At 72.0% G+C, this 18,544-nt stretch carries 17 protein-coding genes and 1 pseudogene; 14 read left to right on the forward strand and 4 right to left on the reverse strand.

The genetic code is table 11. From position 1 onward, the window contains the following. Window positions 1-176 precede the first annotated feature (176 nt). The 9 genes and pseudogenes from AC07AG_RS40735 to AC07AG_RS40775 all read left to right on the forward strand — a co-directional run bounded on the left by AC07AG_RS40735 (window position 177) and on the right by AC07AG_RS40775 (window position 8,968). Window positions 177-842: a TetR/AcrR family transcriptional regulator gene (locus tag AC07AG_RS40735; protein WP_478761979.1), complete on the forward strand. Its 666-nt coding sequence runs from the start codon at window positions 177-179 to the stop codon at window positions 840-842. A gap of 160 nt (window positions 843-1,002) precedes the next feature. Then, on the forward strand, window positions 1,003-1,440 hold the full coding sequence (locus AC07AG_RS40740) for a hypothetical protein (RefSeq protein ID WP_478761981.1): 438 nt from the start codon (window positions 1,003-1,005) through the stop codon (window positions 1,438-1,440). A gap of 7 nt (window positions 1,441-1,447) precedes the next feature. Continuing rightward, window positions 1,448-2,038 (forward strand): TIGR03086 family metal-binding protein, encoded by a 591-nt coding sequence (locus AC07AG_RS40745; protein WP_478761982.1) that lies wholly within the window; start codon window positions 1,448-1,450, stop codon window positions 2,036-2,038. Window positions 2,039-2,137: 99 nt separating this feature from the next. Then, window positions 2,138-2,905, forward strand: coding sequence for a DUF4142 domain-containing protein (locus tag AC07AG_RS40750; RefSeq protein ID WP_478761984.1), 768 nt, complete (start codon window positions 2,138-2,140; stop codon window positions 2,903-2,905). A 109-nt stretch (window positions 2,906-3,014) separates the two neighbouring features. Then, window positions 3,015-4,316: an MbnB/TglH/ChrH family RiPP precursor modification enzyme gene (locus tag AC07AG_RS40755; protein ID WP_478761986.1), complete on the forward strand. Its 1,302-nt coding sequence runs from the start codon at window positions 3,015-3,017 to the stop codon at window positions 4,314-4,316. A gap of 10 nt (window positions 4,317-4,326) precedes the next feature. Continuing rightward, on the forward strand, window positions 4,327-5,298 hold the full coding sequence (locus AC07AG_RS40760) for a TIGR04222 domain-containing membrane protein (RefSeq protein ID WP_478761988.1): 972 nt from the start codon (window positions 4,327-4,329) through the stop codon (window positions 5,296-5,298). A gap of 209 nt (window positions 5,299-5,507) precedes the next feature. After that, a pseudogene (locus AC07AG_RS40765) lies at window positions 5,508-6,242 on the forward strand (DUF4142 domain-containing protein); the annotation flags it as partial. 208 nt (window positions 6,243-6,450) lie between these two features. Further along, window positions 6,451-7,242, forward strand: coding sequence for a TIGR04222 domain-containing membrane protein (locus AC07AG_RS40770; protein ID WP_478761989.1), 792 nt, complete (start codon window positions 6,451-6,453; stop codon window positions 7,240-7,242). A gap of 106 nt (window positions 7,243-7,348) precedes the next feature. After that, on the forward strand, window positions 7,349-8,968 hold the full coding sequence (locus AC07AG_RS40775; RefSeq protein WP_478761990.1) for an alpha/beta hydrolase: 1,620 nt from the start codon (window positions 7,349-7,351) through the stop codon (window positions 8,966-8,968). On the opposite strand, the gene AC07AG_RS40780 is transcribed toward AC07AG_RS40775, so the two are convergent. The 3 genes from AC07AG_RS40780 to hemG form a co-directional block, all read right to left on the reverse strand. After that, window positions 8,969-9,343: an RNHCP domain-containing protein gene (locus AC07AG_RS40780; RefSeq protein ID WP_478761992.1), complete on the reverse strand. Its 375-nt coding sequence runs from the start codon at window positions 9,341-9,343 to the stop codon at window positions 8,969-8,971. 143 nt (window positions 9,344-9,486) lie between these two features. Further along, window positions 9,487-10,206: a hydrogen peroxide-dependent heme synthase gene (hemQ, locus tag AC07AG_RS40785; RefSeq protein ID WP_478761993.1), complete on the reverse strand. Its 720-nt coding sequence runs from the start codon at window positions 10,204-10,206 to the stop codon at window positions 9,487-9,489. A gap of 4 nt (window positions 10,207-10,210) precedes the next feature. Next, complete coding sequence (gene hemG, locus AC07AG_RS40790; RefSeq protein WP_478761994.1) at window positions 10,211-11,662, reverse strand: protoporphyrinogen oxidase; 1,452 nt, start codon at window positions 11,660-11,662, stop codon at window positions 10,211-10,213. 144 nt (window positions 11,663-11,806) lie between these two features. On the opposite strand from hemG, the gene AC07AG_RS40795 reads away from it, so the two are divergent. Beyond that, on the forward strand, window positions 11,807-12,730 hold the full coding sequence (locus tag AC07AG_RS40795) for a DUF4349 domain-containing protein (RefSeq protein WP_478761996.1): 924 nt from the start codon (window positions 11,807-11,809) through the stop codon (window positions 12,728-12,730). A 37-nt stretch (window positions 12,731-12,767) separates the two neighbouring features. Then, window positions 12,768-14,150: an FAD-dependent oxidoreductase gene (locus tag AC07AG_RS40800; RefSeq protein ID WP_478761998.1), complete on the forward strand. Its 1,383-nt coding sequence runs from the start codon at window positions 12,768-12,770 to the stop codon at window positions 14,148-14,150. Window positions 14,151-14,269: 119 nt separating this feature from the next. Here AC07AG_RS40800 and hemE read toward each other — a convergent pair whose 3' ends face one another. Continuing rightward, window positions 14,270-15,337, reverse strand: coding sequence for a uroporphyrinogen decarboxylase (gene hemE, locus AC07AG_RS40805; RefSeq protein WP_478762000.1), 1,068 nt, complete (start codon window positions 15,335-15,337; stop codon window positions 14,270-14,272). Window positions 15,338-15,458: 121 nt separating this feature from the next. Between hemE and AC07AG_RS40810 the strand changes: the two genes are divergently transcribed. The 3 genes from AC07AG_RS40810 to AC07AG_RS40820 all read left to right on the forward strand — a co-directional run bounded on the left by AC07AG_RS40810 (window position 15,459) and on the right by AC07AG_RS40820 (window position 18,441). Beyond that, the gene (locus AC07AG_RS40810) at window positions 15,459-16,136 is read left to right on the forward strand and encodes a DUF3000 domain-containing protein (protein ID WP_478762002.1); all 678 of its coding nucleotides are present in this window, start codon (window positions 15,459-15,461) and stop codon (window positions 16,134-16,136) included. Between the two features lie 286 nt (window positions 16,137-16,422). Next, entirely contained in the window at window positions 16,423-17,085 is a 663-nt protein-coding gene (locus AC07AG_RS40815; protein WP_160507754.1) for a response regulator transcription factor, read from the forward strand. Window positions 17,086-17,163: 78 nt separating this feature from the next. Further along, a complete protein-coding gene (locus AC07AG_RS40820) occupies window positions 17,164-18,441 on the forward strand; it encodes an HRDC domain-containing protein (RefSeq protein WP_478762004.1) in 1,278 nt (425 codons plus the stop codon). The last annotated feature ends 103 nt before the right edge of the window (window positions 18,442-18,544 follow it).

An 18,544-nucleotide genomic window follows, 5' to 3' on the forward strand; every position in this document is an offset into this window, starting at 1 on the left:
CTGCCGCCTGACCACCGCTGCCGCCGTGGCCACCTCTGCCGCCCGACCACCGCTGCCGCCGTGACCACCTCTGCTCGACGCCCCCGAGCACCGCATATTCTGTGGTCGCATGGGGTCGCGCCCGGTTCCCGCACCGTGGCCGCCGACCACCCCGCCCCCGCGCCGAGGAGACCGAGATGGGCACCAGAGCCGACGGCACGGTCGACACCAAGCTCGACGGCCGCGTCGAGCGCGGCAACCAGACCCGGCGTCTGGTCCTGCGCCGCACGGTCGACATCGCCTCGGTCGAGGGCCTTGACGCGCTGTCGGTCGGCCGGATCGCCACCGAGCTGAAGCTCAGCAAGAGCGGGGTCTTCGCGCTCTTCGGCTCCAAGGAGGAGCTGCAGCTCGCGACCGTCCGCGCGGCGGGGCGCATCTTCCTGGACAACGTCGTGGAACCGGCCCACCAGTCCCCGCCCGGCCTCGGCCGCGTGTGGCAGCTGTGCGCGCGCTGGCTCGACTACTCGGAGCAGCGGATCTTCCCCGGCGGCTGCTTCTTCTACGGGGTGATCGCCGAGTTCGACGCCCGCGAGGGGGCCGTGCACGACGCGCTGGTGCGCGCCAACCACGACTGGACCGGCCAGGTGGAGCGCTGCCTCACCGAGGCCCGCGACACCGGCGAACTGCGCCCGGACACCGATGTCCCGCAGCTCGCCTTCGAGTTCATCGCCCTCATGGAGACGGCGAACGCGCACTCGGTCCTGCACGACGCACCGGACGCCTACCGCAGGGCGGGCATCGCCATCACGTCCCGGCTGCGCGCGGCGGCGACGGACCCGTCCCTGGTGCCTCAACTCCCCTGACCGTCCGGCCTGGTCCCCGGCCTGATCCCCGGCCTGACGTCCGGCCTGCCCCCGCCTGACCCCGCCTGACCCCCGGCCTCGACCGTCCGTCCGGTTCGGCGGTGGCACCGACTTCGGCAAACAAGTAGCACGACCGTTCGTTTAGATTTACGCTCGTCGCATGCTTCCATCGATTCTGCGTGCGCCATGGCAACCGGGCCCCGATGCGCACACGCCGGGCCCGGTCCTGGTGAGCGTCACGGAGTTCACCGCCGGGAGCCACGGCCGGACCGTCCCGATCGCCCTGTCGGGGCTGCGGCTGCGCCGGAGCTGGCCGACGACGCCCGGCGCGGTCGGCATGTGGCTCTGGCTCGACCCGTGGCGCAAGCGCTCGGGTTCCGTCTCGGTCTGGACCGACGAGCGATCGCTGTACGCGTTCGTCGGGCGCCCCGACCACCTGCGGATCGTCCGCGCGTACCGGGACCGGGGCACCGCACGCGCCACCACCTGGACGGCGGACCGGCTCGACCCGGATGCCTCCTGGACCGCCGCGCACGCCCTGATCTCTGACCCGACTCCCTGGCCGGACAAGGCCATTCACATCTCGGAAGGACCGTGAGGACCCCATGACCGACCTCATCGCGCTCGACCGCACCGCCGTCCAGGAATCGCTCCGCGTCCTGCGCGCCGCTCGCGCCGCCGACTGGGAACGGCCGTCGCCCTGCGCCGGCTGGACGCTGCGCGACCTCGTGGCGCACATGACCGCGCAGCACCACGGATTCGCGGCGGCGGCACGCGGCTCGGGCGCCGACCGTACGTACTGGATCGAGCAGGACCTCGGCCGCGACCCGTTCAGGATCTACGACGAGTCGGTGCGCCATGTCCTTGCCGCGTTCGCCGAAGAGGGCGTCGTGGAAAGGGGGTTCACCCTTCCCGAGATCGGCGGGACGTTCACGGGAAGGATCGCCATCGGCTTCCACTTCCTGGACTACGTGGTGCACTCCTGGGACGTGGCGACGACCCTGGGCATCGCCATCGACCTCCCCCTGCCGGTCGTCGATGCCGCACTCGACATCGCACGCCGGGTGCCGAAGGACCCCGAACGCCGTGGCCCCGGCGCCGCGTTCGCACCGGTCCTGCCCACGCCGCAGGACGCGTCCCCACTGGAGGAGATGCTGGCTCTCCTGGGACGGGAGCCCGCATCCTCACACCGGTGAGGCGAAGCGTTGAACATCACGCACGCCTCTTCCGTATCTCCCGGTACCAGGAAGTAGCTTGCCTCCACGGCAGGTTCACGGGCAGGGAGGCACGGCACATTGCGGCGCATCAACGGCACGGCTCTGATCATCGCGGCACTCGTGGTCACACTGGGCGCACTCGCGTTCCCCATGTGGTCCTACGCCGACCGTTCGGGCACGGGGCCCGCCAATCTGGCCGCCGGGTCAGTGGCCACACAGTGGGGTCCGCTCTCGGCGGCCGACCGCGACCTGCTGGTGAAGGTGCGGCTCGCAGGACTGTGGGAGCTGCCCGCGGGCCAGCAGGCCGTCGAACGCGCGCCGACCGAGGCGATCAAGGAGGCGGGTGACCACTTGATCGTCGGCCACACGGACCTCGACAAGCGGGCCCGTTCGGTCGCGGCGCAGCTCGGCGTCGAGCTCCCGAACCAGCCCACCGCCCAACAGCAGGGCTGGCTGCAGGAGTTGACCGAGGCGAGCGGCGAGACGTATCAGCGGAAGTTCGTGAATCTGCTGCGCGTCGCGCACGGCAAGGTGTTCAGCGTGATCGCGCAGGTGCGGGACAGCACCCGCAACACGCTGATACGGCAGCTCGCCAGCGACTCCAACCAGACGGTCCTCGACCACATCACGATGCTGGAGGCGACCGGACTCGTCGACTTCGACGACATCGCGAACGGCGGCGCCGCCACCGCCACGACCAGCCCCACCGGGCCTCCGCCGCCCTCCGGCGTCGCTCCCCCTGAGCCGCCTCCCGCCGGGCCGACGGGCGATGTGTCCACGACGTCACGGCCTTCGCCGGCCCCGCCCGGAGAGGTCAACACGGACCGGCCGGAACCTCAAATGTAGCTCTGAACGTCCCTCCTCAGGGGTTCGTCGGCGTGTGCGGGGGCCATGACCACTGCACACGTTCACAAGACACGGGCACGACGCGGGGTCTTGGCGGAGGAGGGGGAACATGAAACATCTGGGGACCGGAATCGGGTGGCGTCCGGAGATCGCGGACGCCGTGGAGAAGATGCCCGGCATCGACTGGGTCGAGGCCGTCGCGGAGAACCTGTGCCCGGGACACATCCCCGACTCCCTCCTACGGCTGCGCGAGCGCGGTGTCACGGTGGTGCCGCACGGCGTCTCGCTCGGCCTCGGCGGCGCCGACCACCCCGACGAGACCCGTCTGAGCGCGCTCGCCGAGCGCGCTCAGGCCCTCGGCTCTCCGCTCGTCACGGAGCACATCGCGTTCGTACGTGCCGGGGGCCCGCTGACCGCTTCGCAGCCGCTGGAGGCGGGCCATCTGCTCCCGGTGCCGCGCACCCGCGACGCCCTCGACGTGCTGTGCGAGAACGTACGCATCGCGCAGGACGCTCTGCCGGTGCCGCTCGCGGTGGAGAACATCGCGGCGCTGATCTCCTGGCCCGGCGAGGAGATGACGGAGGGGCAGTTCCTGTACGAGCTCGTCGAGCGCACGGGCGTACGCCTCCTCATCGACGTCGCCAACCTCCACACGAACCACGTCAACCGCGGCGAGGACCCGGCCAAGGCCCTGGACGAGCTGCCCGTCGAGGCCATCGCGTACGTCCATGTGGCGGGCGGCTTCGAGCGGGACGGCGTCTGGCACGACAGCCACGCCCACCCGGTCCCCGAGCCGGTCCTCGCGATCCTGGCGGACCTGGCGTCACGCGTGAGCCCGCCGGGCGTCCTCCTTGAGCGGGACGAGAACTTCCCGGCGCCGCGGGAGCTCGAACGGGAGCTGGACGCGATACGGGAGACCGTGCGGACCCGGGCGCCGGCCTCCGGTGAGTGCGCGACCGGCACGGCACCGGCCGCGCGTCCCGCGGACGTCCCTGCCCCCACCCGCCAGCGTCTGGCCCTCGCCCAGACCGCGCTCCTCTCCGCGCTCGTCGCGGGGACGCCCGCGCCCGAAGGGTTCGACCGGGCCCGGCTGACCGTGCAGAGCCGGGCGTTGACCGGCAAGCGGGCGGATGTCGTGGCGAAGGTGGCGCCCGAGCTGCCGGAGATTCTCGGCAAGGCCTATCGCGCCGAGTTCTCCGCCTATGCCCAGGGGCGGCCGATGGCCGGCGGATACCGGCGTGACGCGCTGGACTTCGCCGAGCGGCTGCTGCTCGCCGGGCAGCCCGAGAACGCACAGGCGCGCGGCAGGCTGACCCAGTGGTGGCTGGAGCGTTCCGGGCCCGCGCCGCTGGACGCGCGGCCGGTCACGCGGTGGCTGCGGGCGGCGCGCTTCGCGCTACGGCGGGGTTGAGGGGGCGGCCATGGGGATCGTGTCCATCGGCTTCGCCCTGCTGACCCTCCTCTCGTCGGCGGGTCTCCTCGTCGGCGTCTCCCGCATCCGGCAGGCCCCGCCCGCACAGCCCGACGCACAGCGCGGGGCCGTGTTCGACCCCCTGGAGGCCGCCTTCCTCGCCGGTGGCCCCGGCCGGGTGGCCGACGCCGCGATCGCGGCCCTGCACGAGGACGGGCGCCTGGTGGTCGCCTACCCCGGCATCGTCGAGATCCGGTCGGCCGAGGTCCGCAACCCGATGGAGGGCGCGGTGCTCCAGGCCCACGCCGCCGCGCCGAGCGGCGCCCTGCACTGGCTGCGCGTCGGCGTGATGCGCAGCCCGGCCGTCCAGGCACTCGGCGACACGCTGGCCCGGCGCGGTCTGATGGTGCGGCCCGAGGCCCTTGAGCGCCTGCGGCGCCGGAAGATCCGGCACAACGCCGTGAGCATCGCCGGGTTCTTCCTCGTCATCGGCGTCATCGCCGTCGAGGACGGCGACGGCCCGGGGTGGGACCCCGTGAGCGTGCCGACCATCGCCCTGATCGTGGCCTGGTCGACCGGCGCCCTGACCGGCGGGCTCTGCAGCCGCGCCACCCGCAGCCGAGTGACCGCCACGGGCAGGACCGCCCTCGCGGAGTACCGCGCCGCCGGCGCGCACGTGTTCGGCGCGGCGCACCGCGTGGCGGTGGAGGGCCTGGTCGGCGTGCTCGACCCCGAGCTGCGCGACCAGCTCGCGGCAGCGCACCGCATCCGGCCGGGGCGTACGACGGGGACGGCCGCACCCTTCGCGAGCTCCGGCGCGGGCACGCCCGTGTGGTGCGGGAGCGGCGGCGGAGGCGGTTCGGCGTGCGGCGGCTCCAGCTGCGGGAGTTCCGGCTGCGGGGGCGGTGGCTCCACTTCCTGCGGCGGAGGCGGAGGGGGAGGCGGCTGCGGGGGCGGCGGAGGCGGAGGCGGAAGCTCCTGACGCTCCGCCGCGCGAGCAGCGCCCCGCCGCGCGAACAGCGCCCCGCCGCGCGAACAGCACTCCGCCTCACGTACAGCGCCCCGCCGTGCGAACAGCGCCCGCCCGCCTCCAGTGCCCCTTACCGGTACGGCAGTTGACGTAATGCGGGCGGTAACCCGCGGACGCCTCCCCGCCGCGCACTAACGTGCGGCGGTGCAACAGGAGGCGTCATGCGATCCATCAACGGCACCGGCCTCATCGTCGCGGGGCTCGTCGCGACACTGGCCGCGCTGCTCTTCCCTCTCTGGTCGTACGAGGACAGGTCGGGCACCGCCCTGGACAGACTCGACGCGGAGACCGTGTCGACGGAGTACGGCCCGCTCTCCGCGCTCGACCGCGACTTCATCACCAAGGTGCGGCTCGCGGGCCTCTGGGAGCTCCCGGCCGGACAGCAGGCCGAGGCGCGCGGCACCACCAAGGCCGTCCAGACCGCGGGCGAGCATCTCGTCGAGGGCCATACGTTCCTGGACGCGCGAGTACGTGAAGTGGCGACGCAGCTCAATCTGGAGCTGCCCAATCAGCCGACCTCGCAGCAGCGGGACTGGCTCGACGAGATGAGCGACGCGCACGGCGACGCGTACGACGAGAAGTTCGCCAACATCCTGCGCGTCGCCCACGGCAAGGTCTTCTCCGTGGTCGCCGAGGTCCGCGCGACCACCCGCAACTCGCTGGTGCGCGCGCTCGCCGACGACGCGAACACGACGGTCCTCGACCACATCACGGTCCTCGAAGGCACGGGCCTCGTCGACTTCGACGACCTGGCGCGCGACGCGGCGTCGGCGGCCCCCGACCCGGTGACCCGCTCCCCCGCACCGCCGGGCCCGGCCGCGTCCCCGGATCCGGCGACCCCGGTCTCCCCCTCCCCCACGTTCTCGCTGCCCCCGCCGGCGTCCCGCCCCAAGCCGACGGAGTCGGCGAAGCCCAGGGAGGAGAAGGAGGAAAAGGACGAGGGCAAGGACAAGGACGAGGAGAAGGACGCGGACAAGGACGCGGACAAGGACGCGGACAAGGACAAGCCCCGCAGCAAAGCGGAACGTTACCTACCCGCGATCCCCCGTCCGCATGCTGAATAACCCATGGCGCCGCCCCCGCTCCCTCGCATACAACACCGGCATGTTCTGGCTTCCCCTCCTTCTCGTGGCCTGGGTCGCGACGGGCCTTTCCTGCGCGCGGCTGTGCCTCACGGCGTACCGCACCGCACCGCACGGCGCGGCCCCAGGGCACCGCCATGAACTGACGCTCTACGAAGCCGCGTTCCTCTCCGGCGGCCCCGCGCGCGTCACCGACCTCACCCTGGTGTCGATGGCCCGCACCCGGCGGCTGCTGCTCGCGCACACCGGCTGGGCGACCGTCGTCGATCCGGTGGGCGGCGACGACATGGAGCGCTCCGTGCTCGGCGCGATAGGCCCTGACGGACAGTCGCCGATAGCGCCGGTGCGCCGGGCTGCGGCGGGCACCGACGCGATGCGCGCCCTCGCGGACCGCCTCGTCGCCGCGGGCCTGGCCCTGCCGGACGGCGTCTGGTCGGGCGTCGCGGGAGCGGTCCGGCAGGTGCGGGCCGCCGCGGTGGCGGTGGTCGCGCTGGGGGCCGTCGCCCTGCTGATGCCCGTCCAGGAGCCGCCGGGAGAGGTGCCCGTGGCGCTCTGGTTCGCGCTGCCCCTGGTCCTGAACGTGAGCTGCCTCGCCGTCGCCCGCTTCGAGATCCACCCCTACCCCCGCTGGGCGTCGCCCGCGGGCCAGCTCCTCCTGAGCGCGCTCCCGGCGCGCGGCGGCTCCGACCTCACCGCCGTGGCCGTACGCGGCACGCGCGCGCTCGCCGACCCGGAGCTGCGGGCGGCTTTCGCGCATCGGGGTGAGGCGCACCGGGGTGGGGCGCATCGGGGTGGGGCGCATCGGGGTCATTGAGACCGACACGCCCGACACCGGCAGGGCGGTGCTTTACTTCGCCATTTACCGAACGAATCATCCCTTTTATTCGAGCAATGCACGGCCGAATGAAGGATGAACAGCGATGAGAGCAGCAGCCGCCCTCTACGGAACCGCCGGATCCCTGGTCCTGACCGCACTCGTCGCCGCCCCCACGGGAAGCGCGTCCGCGGCCGACACCTCCCCCTACCCGGAGGCGCACGGCACGCTCGTCGCCGCCCAGCGCGCCACGGCGGCCGGTGTCCGCTTCGGCGCCTGCCCCGCCGCGGAGAACCTGCCTCCCTCGATCAAGTGCGGCACCGTATCGGTGCCGCTCGACTACGCACGTCCGGACGGCAAGCAGATCAAGCTGACCGTCAGCCGCACCAAGGCCACGCAGAAGGCAGAACCGCGGCGGGGCAAGGCCGTCAAGCGGCAGGGCGCCCTCGTGTTCAACCCGGGCGGTCCCGGCGGGTCCGGCATGTACTTCCCGATGGTCGGCATGCTCCCCGAGTGGAAGCGCATCGCGGCGGCGTACGACCTCGTGGGCTACGCCCCGCGCGGTGTCGGCCGCTCGGCCCCGATCTCCTGCCAGGACCCCAAGAAGTTCGCCAAGGCGCCCACGCAGTCGCCGACCCACCCCGACGCCGCGTACAAGCTGAAGCGCATCAAGCAGGCGAAGGCGTACGCGGAGGGCTGCGTCGAGCGCTCCGGGAAGGCCGTGCAGCACTACTCGACCTTGAACAACGCCCGTGACCTGGATGTGCTGCGGGCGGCGCTCGGCGAGAAGAAGCTGACCTTCATGGGCGCTTCGTACGGCACCTACTTCGGCGCCGTGTACGCCTCGCTCTTCCCCTCCCACGTGCGCCGCATGGTGTTCGACTCGGCGGTCAACCCCGACCCCGCGCAGATCTGGTACCGCAACAACCTCGACCAGTCCGCGGCCTTCGAGCACCGCTGGGGCGACTTCCGCACGTGGGTGGCCAAGCACGACAAGACGTACCACCTGGGCAGGACACCCGAAGCGGTCCTGCGCAGCTACGAGAAGGTGCGCGACAAGCTGGCGGCCAAGCCCGCGGGCGGCAAGGTCGGCCCCGGCCAGCTGCAGTCGGCGTACCTCCAGGCCGGGTACTACGACGACTACTGGCCGACGCGTGCCTCGGCGCTCTCCGCGTACCTGAAGGGCAACCCGAAGCCGCTGATCGAGCAGGCGGCGCCCGAGCCGAAGGCGGCCAAGGAGCAGGAGAACGGCAACGCGGTCTACACGGCGGTGGAGTGCAACGATGCGCCCTGGCCGACCGACTTCGGCACCTGGAACCGCGACAACTCGCTCCTCGCGCGCACCGCTCCCTTCGAGACCTGGGACAACGCCTGGATGAACCTGCCGTGCGCCTACTGGCCCGCGCCCCGGCAGCGTCCCTTCGACGTCGGCACCGGCAAGGGCGAGCTGCCCCCGACGCTGATCCTGGCCGCCGAGCGGGACGCGGCGACCCCGTACACGGGCGCCAAGGAACTGCACCGGAGGCTGGGCGACTCGGTCCTGGTGACCGAGCGGGACGCGGGCACGCACGGCATCGGCGGCGGCCCCAACAAGTGCGTCAACGGACACATGGAGGCCTACCTCCTGGAGGGCAGGCTCCCCGTGCGGCGCGCGGCGTGTGCACCGCACAAGGAGCCCGAGCCGCTGTCCGGCGAGCGGGCGGCGGCTCTTCCCGAGGAGCACTAGCTACAGGGCGGACAGCCGCTCCAGCGGGAACGGCGGCTGGGCCAGCGGGCGCACCGCGAGCCGGGTCAGCGGCAGGGCGTTGTCGTCGCCCGCCGTGCGGTTGGCGTGCAGGACGCCGCAGTGGGTGCAGCGATGGACCAGGACCCACTCGCCGTCTCCGCGTACGGAGATGGCGAGGGGTTCCATCCGGGCTCCGCACTCCGCGGCCCGGTCGCCCGGGGTGTCGTCCAGGTGACGGCTCCACAGGCAGTTGGGACAGTGGTTGCGGTGGTCGGTGCCCGGGGCGGTCATCGAGACGTCGAGACCGCACTGGAGGCAGCGGAAGGACTGGGCGCGCGCTTCAGTGCGGGCCCGCCGAGAGGTGTTGCGGGACATGGTGAGGATGACTCCTGAGCGTTGCGGAAGGGGATGACTCCGAGCAGTTCCGCAGGGCCCTGGGCATACATTCACCGTCTCTCTGTCCTTGGCTTCGACCTCTCGATGAAACCCGCACCGGACAGGCACGGCAAGCGATTTATCTAGGCGAGGCCCGCCACGAGGTCGGCCACGGACTTGCGGCGGCCGGTGTAGAACGGCACCTCTTCGCGGACGTGCATGCGGGCCTCGGAGGCGCGCAGGTGCCGCATGAGGTCGACGATGCGGTAGAGCTCGTCCGCCTCGAAGGCAAGGAGCCACTCGTAGTCGCCGAGCGAGAACGAGGCGACCGTGTTGGCGCGCACGTCGGGGTAGCCGCGGGCCATCATGCCGTGGTCCTTGAGCATGCGGCGACGGTCCTCGTCGGGCAGCAGGTACCAGTCGTAGGAGCGCACGAAGGGGTAGACGCTGACGTAGTTGCGCGGCGTCTCGTCGGCCAGGAAGGCCGGGATGTGCGACTTGTTGAACTCGGCGGGGCGGTGCAGCGCCATGTTCGACCAGACCGGCTCAAGGGCGCGGCCCAGCTTGGTGCGGCGGAAGAGGTTGTAGGCCTCCTGCAGCTCGTCGGCGGTCTCGGCGTGCCACCAGATCATGACGTCGGCGTCGGCGCGCAGCCCCGACACGTCGTACGTGCCGCGGACGGTGATGTCCTTGGCGGCGAGCTGGTCGAACAGCTCCTGGACCTCGTCGGCGTAGCCTGCGCGGTCCTCGGGGAGCAGGTCGCGCAGCTTGAAGACGGACCACAGCGTGTAGCGGATGACCTCGTTGAGGTCCTTGGCCTTCTTGCCCGCGTTCGGGCTCTTGGCGGGGGCGTCGTCACTCATGGCCCTATTCTCCTCCGCCGCCGTGCAGGCTCTGCACCGGGTTGGCGGTGAGCTCCTGCACACCGGCCAGGTCGCCGCCCAGCTGGTCGACGGCGGCGTAGGCGCTCGCGATGCACGCGGGGATGCCCACGCCGTCGTACGCCGCTCCGCACACGGCGAGGCCGGGCAGCTTGCTCACGTGGTCGCGGACGCGGGCCACGCGCGTGTGGTGGCCGACGGGGTACTGCGGCAGGCCGTCGTGCCAGCGGGTGACGCGGGTGGCGACGGGCTCGGCGTCGAGGCCGGTGGCCGCGCGCAGGTCGCGCCGGGAGAGGGCGACGAGGTCGGCGTCGTCGCGCTCCAGGATCGCGCTTTCGCCGTAGCGCCCCACCGAAGTGCGCAGGACCAGCAGGTCAGGGTTCTCCTCGGCGATCCAGCCCCACTTGCGCGAGGCGAAGGTGGAGGCCTTGATGGTGTGCCCGTCGACGGGCGGCACGAGAAAACCGCTGCCTTCGGGGAGGTCGGTCTCGCCGCGGCGGTAGGCGAGGGTCATCAGGGCCATGGAGGCGTACTCGACGCCTGCGAGCTCGGCCGCTGCGGCGGGTGCCTCGACGCCGAGCAGAGCGGCTGCGGCGTACGCGGGCACGGCGACGACCACGGCTTCGGCGTCGATGGTCTGCTCCGCGGTGCTCACCTGCCAGCCCTCCGGGGTGCGCCGCAGTTCGGTGACCGGTGTCCCGGTGCGGATCTCACCGCCCCGCGCCCGCACCGACTCCGCGACGGCGAGCGGCAGTTGGCCGACACCGCCCTCGATGCCCATGAAGACGGGCCCGGTCTGCTGGTTCTGCGCGGCGCGGGCCTGGATGGCGCGGACGCCCTCGGTGAGCGAGTCGTAAGCGCGGGCGGCCTCGAAGAGCTGCGGGACCGCCGAGCGCATCGAGATGCGGTAGGCGTCCCCCGCGTACACCCCGCCCAGGAGCGGCTCCACGAGGCGGTCGACGACCTCGCGGCCCAGGCGCGCCGCTACGTACTCACCGACCGCGACATCGTCCCCGACCTCGGTGCGCGGCAGTTCACGGTCCTGCTCGATGCGGCGGAGCCCCTCGTCGGAGAGCACTCCGGAGAGGGCCGACGCGTCGCCGGGTACGCCCATGACGTGCCCCTTGGGCATCGGCCGCAGGGCCCCGCGGGTCCAGATCGCGGCGGTCGCCGTGGCGGGCGGCTGCAGCCGCCCGGCGAGGCCCACCTCGCGGGCGAGGGCGACGGCCTCCGGGCGGCGGGCCAGCATCGACTCGGCGCCGAGGTCGACGCGTACACCTTCGATCGCGCCGGGGAGCAGCTTGCCGCCGAGCCGGTCGGAGGCCTCCAGGACGGTCACGCGGGCTCCGGTGTCGAGCAATCGGTGGGCGGCGGCCAGTCCGGCGATCCCGCCACCGATGACGACTACATGACCCGTACGTGTGTCCGTTTCGCGCATGCCTCCACTCTACGAGGCGGCCACTTCGAGCCGGGCGAGTCCCGACCGTGACCCCATCGGGACCGGTCGGCAACCATCGTTTCGCCCCTCCCCGGCGTCAAAGGAGCATCAGTCAGTCGCCACGGCACTCGGGGGTACGTCGACATGCACGCGTCCAGCACGTCCAGGCACCGCACCGTCCAGGCACTCTCGGCCGTCCTGCTCGCGGTCGCCCTCGCGCTCACCGGGTGCAGCGCGGGCGGCGACAGCGCCGACAGCGGCGGCGACAGCGACAAGGCCGCGGCCGGCAGCAAGGAGGACAAGGGGATGGGCGGCGGCCGGGCCGATCAGTCCGGCGAGAAGAAGCCCCCCGAGCTCACGGGCACGCACATCATCCGCACCGCCACCCTGACCGTCCGCGTCAAGGACGTGCCGAAGGCCCTGGACGAGGCGCGCGCGGCGGCCACCGACGCGGGCGGTGTCGTCGGCGACGAGACCACGGACCGCGACGGACGGGGCCACGAGCGCTCCCGCATCGTGCTGCGCGTCCCGCAGGACCGGTACGACGAGGTCCTCACGTCCCTGGAGGGCACGGGCAAGCTGATCGAGCGCAAGGCCAAGGCGCAGGACGTCACCGAGCAGGTCGTCGACGTGGAGAGCCGCGTCAAGTCGCAGCGGGCGAGCGTGGCGCGGGTGCGGGAGCTGATGGACAAGGCGACGAAACTGAGCGATGTCGTCACCCTGGAAGGGGAGTTGAGCAGCCGTCAGTCCGAACTGGAGGCGCTGCTCGCGCAGCAGTCCTCGCTCAAGGACCGTACGAGCATGTCGACGATCACGCTCTCGCTCAGCGAGACGGCCGTGAAGAAGGCGGACGCGGACGACGACCCGACGTTCGTGGACGCGCTGTCCGGCGGCTGGAGCGCGTTCGTGACGATGCTGCGGTGGCTCGCGGTCGCCGTCGGCGCGATCCTGCCGTTCGCGGCGGTGGCGGTGCTGCTGTTCCTGCTGTGGCAGCGCCTGGTGCGGCCCCGGCTGCCGCGTCGCCCCTCGGTGGCGGCGGCACCGGCACGCGAGGGCGACGACGACTAGCGGTCCGTCAACTGCCGCCGCGTCGTAGCGTGTCCGTATGAGTAGCGCGAGAGAGCGACTGGTGGTCATCGGGGGTGACGCGGCGGGCATGTCCGCCGCGTCGCAGGCACGCAGGCTCAAGGGCCCGGACGAGCTGGAGATCGTCGCGTTCGAACGCGGCCACTTCACCTCGTACTCGGCGTGCGGCATCCCCTACTGGGTCGGTGGCGACGTCCCTTCGCGGGACGAGCTGATCGCGCGTACGCCCGAGGAGCACCGGGAGCGCGACATCGACCTCCGGATGCGTACGGAGGTCGAGGAGATCGACGTCGAGGGCGGCCGGGTCCGCACGCGGGACCTGGAGTCGGGGGCCGAGGACTGGACGTCGTACGACAAGCTCGTGATCGGCACCGGCGCCCGGCCGGTCCGCCCGTCGTTGCCCGGCATCGACGCCCCGGGCGTGCACGGCGTGCAGACCCTGGACGACGGCCAGGCGCTCCTGGACACGCTGGCCCGCACGCCGGGCCGCAGGGCGGTCGTCATCGGCGCGGGCTACATCGGCGTCGAGATGGCCGAGGCGCTGATCCAGCGCCGCTACGAGGTCACGGTGGTCAACCGCGGCACGGAGCCGATGTCGACGCTCGACCCGGACATGGGCCGCCTCGTCCATGACGCGATGTCCGGCATGGGCATCGAGATGGTCAACGGCGCCGAGGTCACCAAGATCCTCACCGGTGACGACGGCCGGGTCAGGGCGGTGGCCACCGAGGACGCGGAGTATCCGGCGGACGTGGTGGTGCTCGGCATCGGCGTGCGTCCCGAGACAGGCCTCGCGGAGGCCGCGGGACTGCCACTCGGCCACCACGGCGGGCTGCTCACGGATCTCGCGATGCGGGTGCGCGGGCACGAGAACATCTGGGCGGGCGGTGACTGCGTCGAGGTCCTCGACCTGGTCTCGGGCCGCGAGCGCCACATCGCGCTCGGCACCCACGCCAACAAGCACGGCCAGGTCATCGGCTCGAACGTGGGCGGGAGTTACGCGACCTTCCCCGGTGTCGTCGGCACGGCCGTCAGCAAGGTCTGCGACCTGGAGATCGCCCGCACGGGCCTGCGCGAGAAGGAGGCACGGGCGGCGGGACTGCAGTACGCGACGGTGACCATCGAGTCGACGAGCCGCGCCGGCTACTACCCCGGCGCGGCCCTGATGACCGTGAAGATGCTCGCCGAGCGCCTCACGGGACGGCTGCTCGGCGTGCAGATCGTCGGCCGCGAGGGCGCGGCCAAGCGCGTCGACATCGCGGCCGTGGCCCTGACGGCCCGGATGACGGTGGACCAGATGACCGCGCTCGACCTCGGCTACGCACCGCCGTTCTCACCGGTGTGGGACCCGGTTCTGGTGGCGGCGCGCAAGGCGGTCGCGGCGGTGCGGTCGGCGGGCTAGGTGCCCGAGGGCGCCTCCGAAAGCTTCGGCACTCCCTCCGAACGGAGCGCGCCCTGCCTCACCCGTCACATTCAGGCGAGATTTTCAGCCAACTACGAGCCGGTTGCGAACCGGCATGGTCAGCGCGCGGTCCGCGTGTGGACGTGCTCCACGAGACGCGTCAGCGCCTCGGGATCCGTGGACGGCAGGACACCGTGACCGAGGTTGAAGATGTGCCCTTCGAGCCCGGCAGCGGCGTCCAGGACCTCGTCCGTCTTGGCCTCGATCGCCTCCCGCGTGGAGAAGAGGACGGCCGGGTCGAGGTTCCCCTGCAGCGCCTTGCCGGGACCGACACGGCGGACCGCCTCGTCCATCGGGACACGCCAGTCGACGCCCATCACGTCGGCGCCCGCCTCGCCCATCAGACCGAGCAGTTCGCCCGTGCCGACACCGAAGTGGATGCGCGGCACTCCGTACGAGGCGACGGCGTCGAAGACCTTCTGCGACGCGGGCATCACGGAGCGCCGGTAGTCGGCGGGAGCCAGCGCGCCCACCCACGAGTCGAAGAGCTGCACGGCGCTGGCGCCCGCCTCGATCTGCACCTTGAGGAAGGCGCCGGTGATCTCCGCGAGCCGGTCGAGCAGATCCGCCCACAGCTGCGGGTCGCCGTACATGAGCGCCTTGGTGTGCTCGTGATTACGGCTCGGACCGCCCTCGACCAGGTAACTCGCGAGAGTGAAAGGCGCACCGGCGAATCCGATGAGCGGGGTCGACCCCAGCTCGGCCGTCAGCATGCCGATCGCCTGCGTCACGTAGCTCACGTCGTCCGGCGTCAGATCCCGCAGCTGGGCGAGGTCGGCGCGCGAGCGGATGGGGTTGGCGACGACCGGGCCGATGCCGGGCTTGATGTCGAGGTCGATGCCGATGGCCTTGAGGGGGACGACGATGTCGCTGAAGTAGATCGCGGCGTCGACCTTGTGGCGGCGCACGGGCTGCAGCGTGATCTCCGTGACCAGCTCGGGCATCATGCAGGACTCCAGCATGGCCGTGCCCTCGCGCACCTTGCGGTACTCGGGCAGTGAGCGCCCCGCCTGCCGCATGAACCAGACCGGCGTGTGCGGCACGGGCTCGCGCCTGCAGGCCTTCATGAAAGCGGAGTCGTACGTCGCTGCGTTCTGCTGGCCCGCGGGGCTGTTGTTGGCACTCACGCGGAAAGTCTCGCACGGGCCCGTGTGCCCCCTGTCGCGAGGGACACCCTGCCTTGACCGGGGCCCCTCTCACGGGTGTCTCTCCCTGCGCGAAGCCGCCGTTCCCCTTAATCTTCCCCGCATGGCTGCGGCTCAAGGACAACGGTCGGACGGCGCTGGCGAGATGGAAAGTACGGAGGGGAAGGTGGCGGAATCGACTCCGTTGCCCTTTCGGGCGGCGGTCGACGCGCTGCGCGGGGCACGGCTTCGGCCCGAGATCGAGATCGACCCGACGCGGGCTCCGCAGCGGCTGGCCCCTTATGCGTACGCGTTGGAAGCTGCGGTGGTCGACGGCGACGAGGACCTCGCGGACGGGCGCCTGGTCCTGCTGCACGATCCGGACGGGCACGACGCGTGGCAGGGCACCTTCCGCCTCGTCACGCTCGTCCGCGCCGAGCTCGAGGCGGAGATGGCGGCGGACCCGCTGCTTCCGGAGGTCTGCTGGTCCTGGCTGACGGGCGCCCTGCAGGCGCGCGGCCTGACCTGCGGGGAGCCGAGCGGCACCGTCACGCGCGCGGGTTCGCACTACTTCGGCGGGCTCTCCGAGCGGCCGCCCGCGTCACAGATCGAGATCCGGGCGTCGTGGACGCCGCGCGAGGGGCGCGGCGGGGTGCCGGACACGGCGGCGCATCTCGCGGCGTGGTGCGATCTGCTCTGCCAGGTGGCGGGGCTGCCGCCGGTGAACCAGGGGCACGGCGACGGAGCCGGATCCGGGTCCGTGGTGTCGCTCCCGCAGCGACGGGGGCCGCAGACGCCGTGACCGACGGGCGGGACCGGACAGGACCGGACGGGACCGGACGGGGCGTTGACGGAGCGTTGACGGGACCGAACGGTCATGCGGATGAGCGATTCTGAACGACTCCGATTCGGGTCGATCTTCGGATGATCGATCACATGTCCGAATGGTCCGAATTATTACTCACCAAATCGTGATCATTCTCTAAAGGCGGGCGGGTTTGGTGCCGAAGAGGTTGGTGACCTTGAAAGCACGGTTCGTCCCGGCTTCATCCCCGAGCCGGTTCAGTCCCGCACCCCAGGAGGCCTAGGTGTCCGTTCTCCTCGAGCAGCCCGCAAGCCTGGTCGCCTACCGCCCGAACAAGCCGACCGCCATGGTCGTCGTGGCCGACCCCCGCGTACGCTCCACCGTCACCCGCCACCTGTGGGCCCTCGGTGTACGCGACGTGATCGAGGCCTCGTCGATCGCGGAGGCTCGTCCCCGCATCGGCAACCCCCGTGACATCTGCGTCGCAGACGTCCACCTCCCCGACGGCTCCGGCCTGACGCTCCTCTCAGAAACCCGCGCGGCGGGCTGGCCGAACGGCCTCGCCCTCTCCGCGGCCGATGACATCGGCGCCGTACGCAACGCCCTCGCGGGCGGCGTCAAGGGCTACGTCGTCACCGGCACCCGCAACAATGTCGGTCTCCCCACCCGTCCCGGCGCCGCGCCCATCGGCTCGGCCGCCGCCCGAATGCACCGCCGCCCGCCCGGCGCCCCGAGCCACCCCGGTGGCTACCGCGAGCTGTCCGGACGTGAGGTGGAGGTTCTCCGCCTGGTCGCGGAGGGCCAGTCGAACAAGGCCATCGGCGTCTCGATGGGGCTCTCGGCACTGACCGTGAAGAGCCACCTCGCCCGGATCGCACGCAAGCTCGGCACGGGTGACCGGGCCGGGATGGTGGCGGTGGCTCTGCGCACCGGAATCATCCACTGACTCATTTACACCCCTCGTGCGCCCGTCGACGGAACGTTCCGTCGACGGGCGCTGTGCATACACAGATACCCTTGACAGGTGACCGACGCCCAAGAGACCGCAGCAGACAGTTCACTGCGAACCACCGGAGGCGGCCCTCCGGACGACGTCGAAACGGCGCCGATCCCTTTGGACGAGCCGCGTGATGGAATTCCTCCGGTGGTCGCCGACGAGACCGCCCTCGCAGAGGTGATCGCCGCTTTCGCGGCAGGCAGTGGCCCCGTGGCCGTGGACGCCGAACGTGCGTCCGGCTATCGGTACGGCCAGCGTGCCTACCTCGTGCAGCTGCGCCGTGAAGGTGCAGGCAGCACCTTGATCGACCCCGTGGCCTGCCCCGACCTGTCGGGGCTCGGCGAGGCGATCTCCGGCGCGGAGTGGGTGCTGCACGCCGCCACGCAGGACCTGCCCTGCCTCCGCGAAATAGGCATGATCCCCACCAGCATCTTCGACACGGAACTCGCCGGGCGCCTCGCCGGTTTCCCCCGGGTCGGCCTCGGCGCGATGGTCGAGGGCGTACTCGGCTTCGTCCTGGAGAAGGGCCACTCGGCGGTCGACTGGTCGACGCGGCCGCTGCCCGATCCGTGGCTGCGGTACGCGGCGCTCGACGTCGAGCTGCTCGTGGACCTGCGGGACGCCCTGGAGAAGGAGCTCGACCGGCAGGGCAAGCTGGAGTGGGCCCGCGAGGAGTTCGACGCGATCTCCTCCGCTCCGCCGGCTCCGCCGCGCAAGGACCCCTGGCGGCGCACGTCCGGCATGCACAAGGTGCGGCGCCGTCGTCAGATGGCGGTCGTACGTGAGCTGTGGACCGCCCGCGACAAGGTCGCCCAGCGGCGTGACGTGTCGCCGGGCAAGGTCCTCAGTGACGGCGCGATCGTGGAGGCGGCGCTGAGCCTGCCCCCCAACGTGCACGCGCTCGCCGGGCTCACCGGCTTCGGGCATCGCATGGGCCGCCGTCAGCTTGAGCAGTGGCAGGCCGCGGTGGATCGGGCCAAGGCCCTGCCCGACTCCGAGCTTCCGCAGCCGGGGGCGGCCGTGTCGGGGCCCCCGCCGCCCCGCTCCTGGGCGGACCGCGACCCGGCCGCCGCGGCGCGCCTCTCCGCGGCGCGGGCGGCTGTCTCGGCGCTGGCCGAGGAGCTGAACATGCCTCAGGAGAACCTGATCACTCCGGACACGGTACGAAGGGTGTGCTGGGAGCCGCCGGCTCAGGTGGGCGTGGATTCCGTGGCGGGAGCGCTTGCTGCGCACGGTGCGCGGCAGTGGCAGATCTCCCAGGTGACCCCGGCCCTGGTAACGGCCCTCACCACCACTTCCGCGTAGCCGCCCCCGCCTGACGTCGCCTGACGCCGGGGCGGCCCATCGGCTGCGGGTCAGGTGGGCCCCTTGTCCCGCCGCTCCGCGGCGGATGCTTCCCTCCCCCATC

The sequence above is a fragment of the Streptomyces sp. NPDC044044 genome, assembly GCF_056434405.1.